The sequence below is a fragment of the Aquitalea sp. genome (assembly GCF_030150775.1).
GTDB classification, from domain to species: domain Bacteria; phylum Pseudomonadota; class Gammaproteobacteria; order Burkholderiales; family Chromobacteriaceae; genus Aquitalea; species Aquitalea denitrificans.
In genome coordinates this window covers 72639-87586 of sequence record NZ_JASLFG010000003.1, presented here as the reverse complement: position 1 = coordinate 87586, position 14948 = coordinate 72639, and the positions used below count along the sequence as shown (strand labels likewise).

Annotated in this window: 13 protein-coding genes; 2 read left to right on the top strand and 11 right to left on the bottom strand. The window is 60.7% G+C overall.

Annotation, left to right across the window (positions count from 1 at the left end):
• Positions 1-147 precede the first annotated feature (147 nt).
• Entirely contained in the window at positions 148-1326 is a 1179-nt protein-coding gene (locus QVF59_RS01150; protein ID WP_287876861.1) for a DesA family fatty acid desaturase, read from the top strand.
• Positions 1327-1415: 89 nt separating this feature from the next.
• On the opposite strand, the gene QVF59_RS01145 is transcribed toward QVF59_RS01150, so the two are convergent.
• Entirely contained in the window at positions 1416-3056 is a 1641-nt protein-coding gene (locus QVF59_RS01145; protein WP_287876859.1) for an Nramp family divalent metal transporter, read from the bottom strand.
• A 391-nt stretch (positions 3057-3447) separates the two neighbouring features.
• On the bottom strand, positions 3448-3594 hold the full coding sequence (locus QVF59_RS01140) for a hypothetical protein (RefSeq protein ID WP_159875670.1): 147 nt from the start codon (positions 3592-3594) through the stop codon (positions 3448-3450).
• 630 nt (positions 3595-4224) lie between these two features.
• Between QVF59_RS01140 and QVF59_RS01135 the strand changes: the two genes are divergently transcribed.
• Positions 4225-4572: a RidA family protein gene (locus tag QVF59_RS01135; protein WP_062788479.1), complete on the top strand. Its 348-nt coding sequence runs from the start codon at positions 4225-4227 to the stop codon at positions 4570-4572.
• A gap of 64 nt (positions 4573-4636) precedes the next feature.
• On the opposite strand, the gene miaA is transcribed toward QVF59_RS01135, so the two are convergent.
• The 9 genes from miaA to tgt all read right to left on the bottom strand — a co-directional run bounded on the left by miaA (position 4637) and on the right by tgt (position 14914).
• Positions 4637-5614: a tRNA (adenosine(37)-N6)-dimethylallyltransferase MiaA gene (miaA, locus tag QVF59_RS01130; protein WP_287876853.1), complete on the bottom strand. Its 978-nt coding sequence runs from the start codon at positions 5612-5614 to the stop codon at positions 4637-4639.
• A 70-nt stretch (positions 5615-5684) separates the two neighbouring features.
• On the bottom strand, positions 5685-7112 hold the full coding sequence (gene sbcB / locus QVF59_RS01125) for an exodeoxyribonuclease I (protein WP_287876851.1): 1428 nt from the start codon (positions 7110-7112) through the stop codon (positions 5685-5687).
• 78 nt (positions 7113-7190) lie between these two features.
• Positions 7191-7745 carry a thymidine kinase gene (locus QVF59_RS01120; protein WP_287876849.1) on the bottom strand — a complete coding sequence of 185 codons (555 nt, stop codon included), beginning with the start codon at positions 7743-7745 and terminating at the stop codon, positions 7191-7193.
• Between the two features lie 29 nt (positions 7746-7774).
• Positions 7775-9676, bottom strand: coding sequence for a DNA mismatch repair endonuclease MutL (gene mutL, locus QVF59_RS01115; RefSeq protein WP_287876847.1), 1902 nt, complete (start codon positions 9674-9676; stop codon positions 7775-7777).
• A gap of 78 nt (positions 9677-9754) precedes the next feature.
• Entirely contained in the window at positions 9755-10399 is a 645-nt protein-coding gene (locus QVF59_RS01110; RefSeq protein ID WP_045845179.1) for a DedA family protein, read from the bottom strand.
• An 81-nt stretch (positions 10400-10480) separates the two neighbouring features.
• Positions 10481-11416, bottom strand: a complete 936-nt coding sequence (gene secF / locus QVF59_RS01105; protein WP_159875676.1) for a protein translocase subunit SecF — start codon at positions 11414-11416, stop codon at positions 10481-10483.
• A gap of 14 nt (positions 11417-11430) precedes the next feature.
• Positions 11431-13272 (bottom strand): protein translocase subunit SecD, encoded by a 1842-nt coding sequence (gene secD / locus QVF59_RS01100; protein ID WP_287876844.1) that lies wholly within the window; start codon positions 13270-13272, stop codon positions 11431-11433.
• A 72-nt stretch (positions 13273-13344) separates the two neighbouring features.
• Entirely contained in the window at positions 13345-13668 is a 324-nt protein-coding gene (gene yajC / locus QVF59_RS01095) for a preprotein translocase subunit YajC (protein WP_159875678.1), read from the bottom strand.
• A 130-nt stretch (positions 13669-13798) separates the two neighbouring features.
• Entirely contained in the window at positions 13799-14914 is a 1116-nt protein-coding gene (gene tgt / locus QVF59_RS01090) for a tRNA guanosine(34) transglycosylase Tgt (protein WP_287876841.1), read from the bottom strand.
• Between the last annotated feature and the right edge of the window lie 34 nt (positions 14915-14948).

The following is a 14948-nucleotide window of genomic DNA, read 5'->3' as shown; positions in this document are numbered from 1 at the left end:
AGCGTTTTTCTGAAGGGTGTGTGGATTGAGGCCCTATGGTACACCATGCGCGCCACAAGTCGAACCGTAGAAAACAGTCTGACACTGCCGGATCAATTGGTTAAAATGGAGGATTGCCCAAAATTTCGCTCAAGGTTGTCCGTACACATGCATTATTGGCTTAACGGTTTGCTGGATCTCCCGTGGTGGGGATACATCGTCGCGGCACTGATTCTGACGCATGTCACCATTGCGTCGGTCACCATTTATCTGCATCGTCATCAGGCGCACCGTGCGCTGGACCTGCACCCGGCCGCCAGCCATTTCTTCCGCTTCTGGTTGTGGCTGACCACCGGCATGGTAACCAAGCAGTGGGCGGCCATCCACCGCAAGCACCACGCCAAGTGCGAAACCCCGGATGACCCGCACAGCCCGCAGATCCTGGGTATCAGGAAAGTGTTGTGGGAAGGCGTGGAGCTTTACCGCGCCGCCTGCAAGGACCAGTCCATCATGGACAAGTTCGGCCACGGCACGCCGGATGACTGGATCGAGCACAAGCTGTACACACCGCACTTTGGCAAGGGCATCATCCTGATGCTGGCCATCGACCTGTTGCTGTTCGGCCCTGCGGGCTTGTCCATCTGGGCGGTGCAGATGGTGTGGATTCCGTTCTGGGCGGCGGGCGTCATCAATGGCCTGGGCCACTGGTGGGGTTACCGCAATTTCGAAAACGAAGACGCCTCAACCAATATTTTCCCCTGGGGCATCATCGTGGGGGGTGAGGAGTTGCACAATAATCACCACACTTTCGGCACCTCGGCCAAGCTGTCGTACAAATGGTACGAATTTGACATCGGCTGGATGTACATCCGCATGCTGGAAATCTGCCATCTGGCCAAGGTTCGCCGGGTAGCGCCGCGTCTGGCACAGGATGCCAGCCGTCCGCAACTGGACCTTGAACACCTGCAGGCCATCATCGCCAACCGCTACGCCATTGCCGCCCGTTATGCGCGCGAACTCAAAGAGGTGTATCGCAAGGAGCTGGAACAGGTCAGTCTGCCGGAAATGGATGATCTGGTGCGCAAGATGAAGATCTGGCTGAAGCAAGACGCCAAGGATACGCCGGAGTGCGACAAGCAGCAGTTGGCGCTGTTGTTGCAGCACAGCCCCACGCTGACCACCGTCTATACCATGCGACAGGAACTATGCCGGCTGTGGGAGCGCTCCTCGCTTACACGGGAGCAACTGCTGCACGAATTGCAGGACTGGTGCCTGCGGGCCGAGCAGTCCGGCATTGCCGCGCTGGAGCGTTTTGCCCTGAACCTGCGGATGACAGCCATGGCCTGATGGGGCTGGTTTGGCTGCAAAAAAAATCCCGCCGGGCTGGCGGGATTTTTTTTAGCGGGCAGTACTGCTCTTATCGAAGCGCTTATCCATCACAGGATGGAGACAATGACTTTATAAATCACCATGCCCATGGCGATAAGCAGATAACCCCGCATCACCGCCATCCACAGCTTGTTGCGCTGTGACAGCTGCAAGGGCGGTAGTTGTTCCAGTGCCGGCATGCGCCATTCGTAGCGCTGCTTACGGTCCAGCTTGTGCGCCTTGTGATGCGCGTGTCCACCCGCTTCCATTTCTTCACGTGCATGCAGCACATTCACCGCAATGGCAATGACCAGTCCGACCACACTGCCGCCAATCAGGATGTCACTGATGACTTCGCCAGACATGTCGGGGAACACCACGGCGGCAGTCAGGATGATGGACAGCAGCACCAGCACCGCCACGATGATGGCCGACAGCAGATTGAAGAAGCGGCCATTCACCCACGGACCCAGTACATCCTTGTCATTGCACAGCAATAGCAGAAAGACAGTGGCGCTGGGCAGCAATACGCCGGCCAGGGTCTGCACGGCATTGGTCAGCAGGCCCAGCGGCACGCCCGGAATCAGCACTAGTGCCGCTGCCAGTACGATCAGGCCGCAGTACATGGCATAAAAACCCTTGGCGTCGCCCGGCTTGCGGTGCAGCGAATGCTTGAGGCTCAGCACATCGCCCAGTGCATAGGCGGTGGACAGTGATACCGCCATGGCACCAATGATGCTGGCGTCAATCAGGGCGATGGCAAACAGCGTGCCAGGCAGGCGGCCATAGTATTTGGCCAGTCCGTTGGCGACGGCACCGGCATCCTGGAAGTGGCCGAACTCCGGATGGCCCATGAACACCTTGGCGGTGAAGGCAATCATCGCCACCGCACCAATCACCACCAAGGCGATGCCCAGCCACAGGTCGGCGCGCTCGTAGGAGATGAAGCGCGGAGTGATGCGTTTGTCGATCAGGTAGCTTTGCTGGAAGAACAGCTGCCACGGTGCCACGGTGGTGCCGACAATGCCGATGATCAGCAGCATCACGTCGGCCAGCTTGCCGCCTGCCGGCATTTGCGGCAGCAGGAAATCATGCGCCACCTGGGTCATCGGCGGGTGCACCATCACCAGAATGGGAACCAGCAACAGGCTGCCGGCCACCAGAATCAGCGAAAAGCGCTCGAAGCGGCGGAAGTCACCGGTGCTGGCCGACAACATGATGAACACGGCTGCCAAGCCCACGCCGATGATTTTGGGCACGCCCAGAAAGTCCATCCCCAGGCTGATGCCGATGAATTCGGTGACGATGGTTAGCGCATTGAGCAGGAACAGGTCGATGGCGCTGAATGCTCCCCAGAACTTGCCAAAGCGTTCGAGGATCAACCGGGCATGGCCCACGCCGGTGACGGCACCCAGGCGCAGCACCATTTCCTGGTTCACGTACAGTACCGGAATCAGCAGCGCCAGCGTCCATAGCAGCGAAGTGCCATAGTTTTGGCCGGCCTGGGCATAGGTGCTGAAGGCACCGGCGTCGTTGTCGCCCACCATCACGATGAGGCCGGGGCCGAGAATGGCCAGCAGGGTTTTGAATTTGGCCATCCAGCCATGGCGGGCATCGGTGTCGTTGTGACGGATAGTGCCCAGTGCGCCGCGGATATCGCCGATGTGGGCGCTATCCAGTACGGCGGTACGGTTATCTTGTTTGGACATGTGTTGCTCCCTGAAACTATTGCTGCAAAGGGTTTGCTGCACGGTCCGACGGCTCGGGTCTGCCTTTCAGGGGGTATGGATGTCTGCTCTCATGGCGGGCATGAAACGCGAGATATCCAGGCATCCTGCTGGTTTGTCGTGGCGAGGTCGGTGCAACAAAATTTTTAATTGAGGCCGCAAGGGCCGGTGTTGCCGGGGAGGTCACATAGAGAGGGATGGCGCGTGGGGAGGAAATATCAATGCCGATAGGCCATCCTCATCGTACTGCTCGCCGTCATGCTGCTCTGTGCGACCGCGCTACTGGGGTAGGGGTCCATGTCTGTCCTTTCCTTGCCGTGGCAATGCGGGTTTGCTGGTAAAACGCTGTTGTCTGGATTGCTTGTGGCCAGGCTTATGTCTGCTTGCGCCCACGCAGGGCGATGCGCAGTCGGCAGCACAGCCAGCTCCATACGCTTTCATCGCGGCAGGCGAATGTAAAGTGGTCCGGCAGTTGCCGGGCTTGTTTGTGTTCTGTAGACAGCAGCATTGCGTAGTGCATGATCAGGCTCCTGAAACGGGTCCGGACGCTGCCTGATGATGTCGCTTACAGACGAATCAGGCAGTGCCCGTGAAAAAAGATTTCATGGGCAAGCAAGGACATCGATCATTGTCTGATGGCATGGCGGCTCCTTTCCGTCTGTGGCCGGATCTGGCGCAGAGGCTGCCGAGTCAGCAAGGCAATGCGGCATCAGGCTGCAAGCGCAAGCAAGGCAGCAAGCCATGACTTGGCGACAGCGCAATGCTGCATGGGCAACTGGTAGGGCGGGGTGCACAGGGGTGAAACAAAGGGGGTGAAGCAGATGCGCACCATCTTGATCTGACAAGACGGCGGCGGGGGAATACGGCGCAGGTCTTACCGGATCAGCTCAAAACAGTTTGTTGATGACTGGGGCAGTCCAAGGCAGTAGACCTGAATTAAAAAGATGCGCGGATTCTAGTCCTCCGACTTTACCGGTGTCAATCATGCCCGCCGGCTTTTTTGCTATTGCAGCAAAAAAGTTCCCCCAGCCTGCTGAAACAGACTGTTCTGCCATTTTTCGCCGGGCGTCCGACCCAGGCATAAGCACTGTGCCATACGCGCTTTAGCGGTAGAATCGGCGCTTCCCCACCTAGCAATAAAGGAAGCAGCATGAGCATCTATCGTCACAAGCAGGGCGCCCGTCTGGCCGAAGCCGCCGTGTGCAACGGCATGATTTTCCTGGCCGGTCAGGTGCCGGAAAACACTGATGCCGACGCCCAGGCGCAAACTGCCAATGTGCTGGCCCAGATCGACACCCTGCTGGCCGAACTGGGCTCGGACAAGAGCAAGATTCTGGATGTCACCATTTTCCTGGCCAGCCTGGCCGACTACGATGCAATGAACGCGGCCTGGGATGCCTGGGTGCCGGCTGGCAATGTGCCGGCGCGTGCCACGGTGGAAGCCAAGCTGGCCAACCCTGCGTGGAAAGTGGAAATCAAGCTGGTGGCTGCCAGCTGAGCGCTGTCTGGCTGAACAAGAAAAAACCCGCTACGGCGGGTTTTTTCTTGTGTGAGCGTTGTGCTCAGAAACTGCCCGTGTAGCGCAGTGTGTCCGCTACCGGCTGGCCGGCGATGAAATCGCTACAGGCTTGCAGCACGCTGTCGGCCAGATCGGCGCGCTGCGCGCTGACCGGCAGCACCGGCAGGCTGCGCATCCAGGTCAGCTGGCGTTTGCACAACTGGCGGGTGGCGGCCACGCCGCGTTCGATGAATTCCGCCTCGCTGCACTGTCCGTCCAGATAGTCCCAGGCCTGGCGATAACCGACGCAGCGCATCGAGGGCAGGTCGGGAGTAAGCGTCGGGTAGTCCTGACGCAGGCGGCGAACCTCGGAGAGAAAATCCTGCTGCAGCATCAGGTCGAAGCGCTGGGCAATGCGTTGGTGCAGCCAGCTGCGTTCTTCCGGCACCAGTGCCAGTGGCAGGCAGTGGAAATCGGCCGCCGCTTCCTTGCCGCGGGCAATCAGGCTGGACATGGTCTGGCCGCTGAGCAGGCAGATTTCCAGCGCACGGTGAATGCGCTGCGCGTCATTGGGGTTGAGGCGGGCGGCGGTGTCCGGGTCCAGCACGGCCAGTCTGGCGTGCATGGCGGGCCAGCCGATGCGGCCGGCTTCAGCGTCCAGTTCGGCGCGCAGTGCCGGGTCGGCTTGCGGCAGGTCGGACAGGCCTTCCAGCAAGGCCTTGTAGTACAGCATGGTGCCCCCCACCAGCAGCGGCATATTGCCACGCGCACGGATTTCCGTGATCAAGCGGTTGGCATCGGCATGAAACTGCGCAGCGGAATACGTCTCCAGCGGGCTGATGATGTCGATCAGATGGTGCGGGCAGGCGGCCATTTCCTCGGGAGTGGGTTTGGCGCTGCCGATATCCATGCCGCGATACACCAGGGCCGAGTCCACGCTGATGATTTCCACCGGAAAATGGCGGGCCAGCGCCAGCGCCAGGCCGGTCTTGCCGGAAGCGGTGGGGCCCATCAACAGAATGGCGTCGGGAGTGTGTGACATGGTGTGGTCTTTGTACGGGCTGGGTCTGGGGCGGGATTGTCGCATAGCTGTACCCGCCCCGGAACCGCTTTTACGGCTGTGGCGCCAGCAGGCTGGCGGCGTAGCTGTCCAGCTGTTGCAGGATGTCCTGCTGGGCTGGTGTCAGCTCGCGTTCGCGCACCGCTGCCATTTCCTGCTGGAACTGCGCCAGGCTGCGTCCGCCCACGCCGTCCTGCAGCTTGTGCTGGCACCAGTTACGCCAGCGCTGGCTTTCTTCGTCTGACAGGCTGGCGGGGAAGTTGCGCGCGCGGTAGCGGAACAGCAACTCACCCAGTTGGGCGTCTTCGAAAAAGGCCATTTCACCGGTGAGCTGTGCGGCGGACATTTGCTTCAGCTTGTTCAGCACCTTGCGGTCGTTATTGCTGACAAAACCGCCATACAGGTTTTCATCCACATCGCGCGGCTCGCCCGCTTCACGGCGATACACCTGCCGCCATGTATGTGTCAGGTCGGGCAGGGCGGCAGCGCTGGCGGCATGCTGCTGAATCTGTGCCATGTCCACGCCCCAGTGCGCTGCCCGGTCTGCGCCCAGTACCTTGAGGTTGACCACGACAAAGGGCGATTTGTTGATGTGGATGGTCTTGAGCGGCAGCCGCGTCATGCCTTCCGGCAGCTCTTCGGTGCGGGTGTAGATGCGCTGGCGGATGTCGTCGGCACTCAGGCCGCGCAGCATGGCCGGGTCGAAGGCCAGGTCCCATACGATCACTTCATTGCCATTGGTGGGGTGCTGGGCCAGCGGCCAGACAATGGCCATATTGCCGCGCTCGGCACCGTACATGCCGGAGATGTGCAGCAGCGGCTGCGGCTTGTGCAGGTTCAGCTGTGCCTTCACCGCGTCTTTCTTGCGCAGGCTGAGGTAATAGTCGAACAGCTTGGGCTGCTTTTGCTTGATCAGCCGCGCCAGTGCAATGGTGGCGCGCACATCGGACAGCGCGTCATGGGCGGCTTCGTGCAGCAGGCCGTTGGCGGCGGACAGGTGTTCCAGCTTGAAACTGGGGCGGCCATCTTCGTGTTGTGGCCATTCAATGCCTTCCGGGCGCAGCGCATAAGTGGCGCGCACCAGGTCCAGAATGTCCCAGCGGCCACACTGGTTCTGCCATTCGCGCGCATAAGGATCAATCAGGTTGCGCCAGAACAAAAAGCGGCTGACCTCATCGTCAAAGCGCAGCGAGTTGTAACCCACGCCAATAGTGCCGGGTGAGGCTAGCTCGCGCTCGATCACGCCGGCAAATTCATGCTCGGCCACGCCTTGCTGCACGCAGTGTTGCGGGGTGATGCCGGTGAGCAGGCAGGCTTCCGGCGCGGGCAAGTAGTCTGGGGCCGGCTGGCAGTACAGCATCAGCGGTTCGCCGATTTCGTTCAGCTCGGCATCGGTACGCACCCCGGCAAATTGTGAGGGGCGGTCCTGGCGCGGCACGGCGCCGAAGGTTTCATAGTCGTGCCAGAAGAATGTATGCATGGCGGTATCGTCATGGTTGAGCGAGGCAGAGGCTGGCAGTCTGGGGCAAGGCTGCCGGGCGGCGCAAGGGCCGGCGGGTCAGCTCTGATGGAAGCAGCGACCGCACACGGCGCGATAGCGCGCCTCGCCGCCTATCTCCACTTGCGGGCCTTGTATCACACGGCTGCCATCGGCATTGATGCGGATATGCATGGTGGCTTTCTTGCCGCAGGCGCAGATGGTCTTGATTTCTTCAATCTCTTCGGCGCGGGTCAGCAGCCAGGTGGAGCCGGCAAAGGGGTGGCCCTGAAAATCCACCCGCAGGCCAAAGCAGATCACCGGGATATTGCGGGTGTGGGCCAGGCGGTGCAGTTGGCAGACCTGATCCGGGCTCAGGAACTGGGCTTCGTCCAGCAGGATGCAACTGATGCCGGCCCAGTCCAGTGACAAAAAGTCGGTATCACCGGCAAAGGTGTGCGCCTGGCGCTGGATGCCCAGCCGTGAGGAAATCATCCCCACACCAAAGCGGTCGTCAATAGCGGCGGTATACAGTGCCACCTGCTTACCCATGGTTTCGTAATTGTTGGCAATTTGCAGCAGCTGGGTGCTTTTGCCGCTGTTCATGGCGGCGTAACGGAAAAACAGTTTGGCCATAGGTGTTCTGTCTTGTGGTCCGGTGTGGTTCAGCGCCCGCGCATGAACAGATTGTCCAGGTCTTTCATGCTCAGGCGCGACCAGGTGGGGCGGCCATGATTGCACTGGTTGGAGCGTTCGGTGTTTTCCATGTCGCGCAGCAGCGCGTTCATTTCGGTCAGCGTCAGCTGGCGATTGGCGCGCACCGCGCCGTGGCAGGCCATGGTGGCCAGCAGCTCGTTACGGCGCTCGGTCAGTACCTGGCTGAGGCCGAATTCGCGCACATCTTTCAGCACGGCACGGGCCAGATCCACCGGATTGCCATCTTGCAGCCATACCGGTACACCGCGCACGGCAATCTGGGTGGGAGACAGCGGTGCCAGTTCCACGCCCAGTTGCTTCATCTGTTCGCCATGTTCATGCACGGTGGCCACTTCCATGCGGTCGGCGGCAAACGACACCGGCAGCAGCAGGGGCTGCATCGGAATGGTGTCGGCCTCCAGCGCGGTTTTCAGCCGTTCGTAGACAATGCGTTCGTGGGCGGCATGCATGTCCACCACGATCAGCCCGTCTTCGCACTGGCTGAGGATGTAGACCCCGTGCAGCTGGGCCAGGGCAAAGCCCAGCGGCGGAATGCCCTCGCTGGCTTGCGGCAGGGCTTGCAGCTGGGTTGGCGACAACATGGCGGGCAGGGGGCTGGCTGGGGCTGGCGCTTCCTCGGCCAGGCGACGGCTTTCTTCCTCGCGCAGGCCGCCGAACATCTTGTCGTAAGTGCCAATGGCCTCGCGTGTCACATGCAGCGGCATGCTCTGCTGCTGGTAGCTGAAAGGCCGCACCGGGGTGTGGCTGCCGCCGCCGGTTGCCGTTGCCGGGCTACGCGGCGGAAACAGTGCCGCTTGCGGCTCGCTGACATTGGCGCTGGTGTTGATGTCACCCTGCGCCGGTATCGGGCTGCTGCTACCGGCGGTGGTGGCTGCCAGCGCCTTGTTGATGCTGTGAAACAGGAACTGGTGGATGGCCTGGCTTTCGCGAAAGCGTACTTCGATTTTGGTGGGATGGACATTTACGTCCACGCCGGCCGGGTCCATCGACAGGAACAGCGCATACACCGGGTGGCGCTCGTGATGCAGCACATCGCGGTAGGCCTGGCGCAGTGCGTGCTGGGCTGTCTTGTCACGCACAAAGCGGCCATTCACATAAAAATACTGTGCGTCGCGGCTGGCCTTGGAATAGGTGGGCGAGCCGACAAAGCCGTTCAGCGTCATGCTGCCGGCAGCGGTTTCCACCGTGATGGCTTCGGCAATAAAATCCTTGCCCAGCAGCGCGCCCACGCGGGCCTGCATGTCTTGCGCCGGCAAGCGCCAGATCACCTTGCCATTGTGGCGCAGCATGAACTCCACCTGCGGATGTGCCAGCGCAATGCGCTCGAACGTGGCTTCGCAGTGGGCGTATTCGGTGTTTTCACTCTTGAGGAATTTGCGCCGCGCCGGGGTGTTGAAGTACAGGTCCACCACTTCCACGCTGGTGCCGGGGGCGTGCGCGGCGGGCTCTACCGGATGCAGTGCGCCGTCAATGGCGATGATCTGGTGGGCGTGCTCGGCAGCGTGCGGGCGGCTGGTGAGGGTGAGGCGCGAGACGGAGGCCACGCTGGCCAGCCCTTCACCGCGAAAGCCCAGGGTGCCCACCTGCTCCAGGTCGTCCAGCGAGGCAATCTTGCTGGTGGCATGGCGGTCCAGCGCCAGCGGCAAATCATCGGCTGCAATGCCGCCGCCGTTGTCGGTGACGCGGATCAGCTTGATGCCGCCCTGGGCCAGATCGACGGTGATCTTGCTGGCACCGGCATCCAGGCTGTTTTCCAGCATTTCCTTCAGGGCAGAGGCGGGGCGTTCCACCACTTCGCCAGCGGCAATCTGGTTGACCAGGTGATCAGGGAGCTTGTGAATGCGTTTCATAGGCCGTTGATGATAATGCCGGACTGGCAGGAAGGGTAGGGCAATGCTCCCGCCGCAGCGGGCGGGAGCGGGCAAGGCTTACTGGCGCTGTGCGGCGCGCTTGTGCCGCCAGAACTCGATGATGGCGGGCAGGAAGGACACAAAGATGATGCCGAAGATCAGCAGCTCCAGGTTCTTGCGCACGAAGGGCAGGTTGCCAAAGAAGTAACCGGCATAGCAGAAGCCGGCCACCCACAGCACCGCACCGGCCACGTTGTACACGGTGAACTGGCGGTAGCCCATGCTGCCGATGCCGGCCACAAACGGCGCAAAGGTGCGAATGATGGGCACGAAGCGGGTGAAGATGATGGTCTTGCCGCCATGACGGTCGTAAAAGGCGTGGGTCTTGGCCAGGTATTCTGGCTTGATCAGGCGCGGAAAGCGTTGCAGCAGCCGTGCGCCCAGCAGTTTGCCGATGGTGTAGTTGACGGTATTGCCCAGGATGCCGGCCACGGTCAGCAGCAGCACCAGCATGTGCACATCCATCTTGCCCATGGCAGCCAGCGCACCCGCGACGAACAGCAGCGAGTCGCCCGGCAGGAAGGGCGTTACCACCAGGCCGGTTTCGCAAAAGATGATGAGGAACAGGATGGCGTAGATCCAGACGCCGTACTGAGCCACCAGCTGGGCCAGATGGACGTCGATGTGCAGGATGAAGTCGAGCAGAAAAGTGATGGCTTCCATGGGGACACCGGTTTGGTCTGTGGAGGATGAAAAACTGGCCGGACAAGCCGGCCAGTCATTACAGCAGATGCAGGGTCAGGCTCAGACCACCGCTTCTTCTTTCGGTTTGGTCGGCTTGATCATGTGCTCGCGGCTGACACCCAGCCACAGTGCGATCGGGCTGGCCACCAGTACCGAGGAGTAAATGCCGAAGATGATGCCAATGGTCAGCGCCATGGCAAAGCCGTGCAGCGCCGGGCCGCCGAATACCAGCATCGACACCACCATCATCTCGGTGGAGAAGTGGGTGATGATGGTACGGCTCATGGTGGCGGTAATGGCATTGTCGATGATGCTGGCGGTGGTCTTGCCACGCAGGCCCGGCTTGCGGAAGTTTTCCCGGATACGGTCGAACACCACCACCGATTCGTTCACCGAATAGCCCAGTACCGCCAGTACGCCGGCCAGTACGGTCAGCGAGAACTCCCAGCGGAAAAAGGCAAAGCAGCCAAGGATGATCACCACGTCGTGCATGTTGGCGATGATGGCCGACACGGCAAAGCGCCATTCAAAGCGCAGGGCCAGGTAAGCCATGATGCCCAGGCACACCAGGATGGCAGCGGTCAGGCCGTGGGAAACCAGCTCCTCACCCACGCTCGGGCCGACAAAGTCCACCTTGCGCAGCTGTACGGTGCCGTCCTTGGCCTTGAGCAGGCCCATCACCTTTTCCGACAGCTGGGCCGAGGTGGTGCCCGGCTTGTTGGGCAGGCGGATCATCACGTCGCTGCTGCTGCCCAGGCTTTGCACGGTGGCTTCGCCCAGCTTGAGGCTGTCCACGGTATCGCGGATCAGGTTCAGGTCGGCTGACTGCTGGTACTGCACTTCCAGCACGGTGCCACCGGTGAATTCAACACTGTAGTTGAGCCCGCGGGTCGCCAGAAAGAACACGGCAAGAATGAAGGTGACCAGCGAAATTGCCGTGGTCAACCTGCCGTAGCTCATGAACGGGATGTCCCGTTTGATGCGGAAAAGCTCCATTGTCTGTCCCGTCCTTATTTCTCAGGTTTCCACACCTGGCCAATGGCCAGTGAGGTCAGTTTGCGACGGCGGCCGTACCACAGGTTCACCAGACCGCGCGATACCAGTACGGCGGAGAACATGGAAGTCAGGATGCCGATACAGTGCACCACGGCAAAGCCGCGTACCGGGCCGGTGCCGAAAATCAGCAAGGCCAGACCGGCAATCAGGGTGGTGACGTTGGAGTCCAGAATCGTCGCCCAGGCATGGCCGTAACCGGCCTGGATGGCAGAGTGCGGCGGCACGCCGTTGCGCAGCTCTTCACGGATACGCTCGTTGATCAGCACGTTGGCGTCAATCGCCATACCCAGCGCCAGCGCAATGGCGGCAATGCCGGGCAGAGTGAGCGTGGCCTGCAGGATGGACAGGATGGCCAGCAGCAGGAACACGTTGACCGCCAGCGAGATGGCGGAGAACACGCCAAACACGCCGTAGTAGATCACCATGAACACCGCGATGGCAGCAAAGCCCCACAGGGTGGAGTGGAAGCCCTTCTCGATGTTTTCCTTACCCAGGCTCGGGCCGACGGTACGCTCTTCGATGATGTTCATCGGCGCGGCCAGCGAGCCGGCGCGCAGCAAGAGGGCGGTGTCATTGGCTTCGGCCGGGTTCATGCTGCCGGAGATCTGCACGCGGCCACCACCGATTTCCGAGCGGATGACAGGGGCAGTCACCACTTCGGCACGGCCTTTTTCCACCAGGATCATCGCCATGCGCTTGCCGATGTTTTCCGCAGTCACCTGACGGAAGATGGAAGCGCCGGTGGAGTCCAGATTGATGTGTACTGCCGGTGCGCCGTTTTCATCAAAGCCCGCTTGCGCGTCGTTGATGTTGTCGCCGGTCAGTTCCACGTCCTTCTTCACCAGAATCTTGCTGTCGCCATGCGAGGTGGCCTCGTCCAGCAGGTCGTAACCGGCCGGAATATTCCCGGCCAGTGCGTCGCTGACCTTGCCCTGGTCGTCTTCCACCATGCGCACTTCCAGCGTGGCAGTACGGCCGATGATGTCCTTGGCGCGGGCCGTGTCCTGGATGCCGGGCAGTTCCACCACGATGCGGTTGGGGCCGGCCTGCTGGATGATGGGTTCAGACGTGCCCAGCTCGTTCACCCGGTTGTGCAGGGTGGAGATGTTCTGCTTGACCGCATCGCCCTGGATCTTGGTGACTTCTTCCGGCTTCAGGGTGGCGGTCAGTTTGTAATTGGCATCGTCGCTGTTCAGCACCAGGGTGGGCAGGGTGCGGCTTACCACAGCCTGCGCGGCCTTCAGGGTGTCGGCATCACGCAGCTGCACTTCCAGCACATTGCCATTGCGCTTGATGGTGCCGTAGCGCACTTGCTTGTTCTTCAGCTCGCGGCGGATGTCGCCGGCGTAGCGTTCCATGGTTTTGTCGATGGCAGCCTGCATGTCAACCTGCAGCAGGAAGTGCACGCCACCGCGCAAGTCCAGACCCAGGAACATGGGGTAGGCCTTCAGGTCGGCCAGCCACTGCGGCGATGCCGGCAGCAGGTTCAGCGCAATGATGTAGCTGTCACCCAGCGCACGCTGGATGGCATCCCGGGCCTTGATCTGGGTGTCGGCATCCCTGAAGCGGATCTTCAGGCTGCTGCCGTCCAGATAAAGACCGTCCGGGCTGATGTTCTGGGCTTTCAGTGCCTCTTCCACGCGGCCCATCAGGGCGGTGTCCACCGGAATGGACTGGCGGGTGCTGGAGACCTGTACCGCGGGAGTCTCGCCGTAGAAGTTGGGTAGCGTATAGATCGTGGCAATGATCAGGGCTACCGCAATGACGAGGTATTTCCAGAGAGGATAGCGGTTCATGAGTGATATCGGAGCTAGGAAACGAAACTGGCCGTCATCCGGTGATACCGGGCTGACGGCCATGCTGGGGAATTACAGGGACTTCAGCGTGCCCTTTTCCACCTTGCCGGTAACGGCCGGGCGCTGCACATTGATTTCCACGCCATTGGCGATTTCCAGGGTCAGGAACTGCTCACCGGACTTCACTACCCGGCCCAGAATGCCACCCTGGGTAATAACTTCGTCACCCTTCTGGATTTCTGACAGCATCTTCTGGTGTTCTTTCATTTTCTTTTGCTGCGGACGCACCATCAGGAACCAGAACAGTACGAAAATGACGATCATCGGCAGAAAAGACATGATGTCAAAACCGCCCGGTGCGGTGCCAGCGGCGAAAGCCTTGTCAATAAAGGGCATGGATTTGCTCCCTTGTTATAGTGTTGATGGTGAAACAAACGGGCCATTGTAGCCACGCTGCGTGTCTTTTCCAACCTTCCGGCCTGAACGCAGGCTCAGACCACTTGGCGAAGTGGCAGGTTCCCACGCTTTATGACACGCCGCGTGCGCGCTTGTCGGCGAACTCCAGACGGAAGTCTTCGAAGCGGTTTTCCTCGATGGCCTTGCGCATTTCGCGCATCAGCTCTTGGTAATAATACAGATTGTGAATGGTGTTCAGGCGTGCGCCCAGGATTTCACCCACGCGGTGCAGATGGTGCAGATAGGCGCGGCTGAAGTTGCGGCAGGCGTAGCAGCCACACTCCTCGTCCAGTGGCTTCTTGTCATCCTTGTAGCGCGCATTCTTGATCTTGATGTCGCCGTACTGGGTGAAGATCCAGCCGTTGCGCGCATTGCGGGTGGGCATCACGCAATCGAACATGTCGATGCCGTTGGCCACGCCGTGCACCAGATCTTCCGGTGTGCCCACGCCCATCAGGTAGTGCGGCTTATCCGCCGGCAGCATGCCGTTCAGCTCGCTCAGCATGCGGTACATTTCCGGCTTGGGCTCGCCTACCGACAGGCCGCCAATGGCGTAACCGTCAAAGCCCACTTGCAGCAGGCCTTCCAGCGACTCCTGACGCAAGTCGGTATACAGATTGCCTTGCACGATGCCGAACAGGGCATTGGGGTTTTTCAGGTCGTCAAAGGCACGGCGCGAGCGCTCGGCCCAGCGCAGGCTCATCTGCAGCGATTTCTGCGCGGTGGCATGATCCACCTGGCCCGGCGTGCATTCGTCCAGCTGCATCACGATGTCCGAATTGAGCACGGTCTGGATCTTCATCGAGATTTCCGGGCTCAAAAACAGCTTGTTGCCGTTGATCGGGCTTTGGAAGGTGCAGCCTTCCTCGGTCAGCTTGCGCATGTCGGCCAGGCTGAAAACCTGGAAGCCGCCCGAGTCAGTCAGAATGGGTTTGTCCCAGCCGATGAATTCGTGCAGGCCGCCAAACTGCTCGATCACCTCCAGACCCGGGCGCAGCCACAGGTGGAAGGTGTTGCCCAGAATGATCTGCGCGCCGATGTCGTTCAGTTCCACCGGGCTCATGGCCTTGACTGAGCCATAGGTGCCTACCGGCTGGAAAACCGGGGTTTCCACCGTGCCGTGGTTGAGTTCCAGTGTGCCGCGCCGCGCGCCGCCGGATGTTTTGTGTACGGTAAACTTCAGCATGGGGTGTATTTGTTATGCAAAATCAGCGCGCTAG

What these genes read in the sequence shown, in the direction of transcription:
- QVF59_RS01150 (WP_287876861.1), top strand. Translation starts at nt 148, where the DNA reads ATGCATTATTGGCTTAACGGTTTGCTGGATCTCCCGTGGTGGGGATAC.
- QVF59_RS01120 (WP_287876849.1), bottom strand. Translation starts at nt 7,745, where the DNA reads ATGGCCAAACTGTTTTTCCGTTACGCCGCCATGAACAGCGGCAAAAGC.
- QVF59_RS01145 (WP_287876859.1), bottom strand. Translation starts at nt 3,056, where the DNA reads ATGTCCAAACAAGATAACCGTACCGCCGTACTGGATAGCGCCCACATC.
- QVF59_RS01140 (WP_159875670.1), bottom strand. Translation starts at nt 3,594, where the DNA reads ATGCACTACGCAATGCTGCTGTCTACAGAACACAAACAAGCCCGGCAA.
- sbcB (WP_287876851.1), bottom strand. Translation starts at nt 7,112, where the DNA reads ATGCATACATTCTTCTGGCACGACTATGAAACCTTCGGCGCCGTGCCG.
- mutL (WP_287876847.1), bottom strand. Translation starts at nt 9,676, where the DNA reads ATGAAACGCATTCACAAGCTCCCTGATCACCTGGTCAACCAGATTGCC.
- QVF59_RS01110 (WP_045845179.1), bottom strand. Translation starts at nt 10,399, where the DNA reads ATGGAAGCCATCACTTTTCTGCTCGACTTCATCCTGCACATCGACGTC.
- QVF59_RS01135 (WP_062788479.1), top strand. Translation starts at nt 4,225, where the DNA reads ATGAGCATCTATCGTCACAAGCAGGGCGCCCGTCTGGCCGAAGCCGCC.
- yajC (WP_159875678.1), bottom strand. Translation starts at nt 13,668, where the DNA reads ATGCCCTTTATTGACAAGGCTTTCGCCGCTGGCACCGCACCGGGCGGT.
- secF (WP_159875676.1), bottom strand. Translation starts at nt 11,416, where the DNA reads ATGGAGCTTTTCCGCATCAAACGGGACATCCCGTTCATGAGCTACGGC.
- secD (WP_287876844.1), bottom strand. Translation starts at nt 13,272, where the DNA reads ATGAACCGCTATCCTCTCTGGAAATACCTCGTCATTGCGGTAGCCCTG.
- tgt (WP_287876841.1), bottom strand. Translation starts at nt 14,914, where the DNA reads ATGCTGAAGTTTACCGTACACAAAACATCCGGCGGCGCGCGGCGCGGC.
- miaA (WP_287876853.1), bottom strand. Translation starts at nt 5,614, where the DNA reads ATGTCACACACTCCCGACGCCATTCTGTTGATGGGCCCCACCGCTTCC.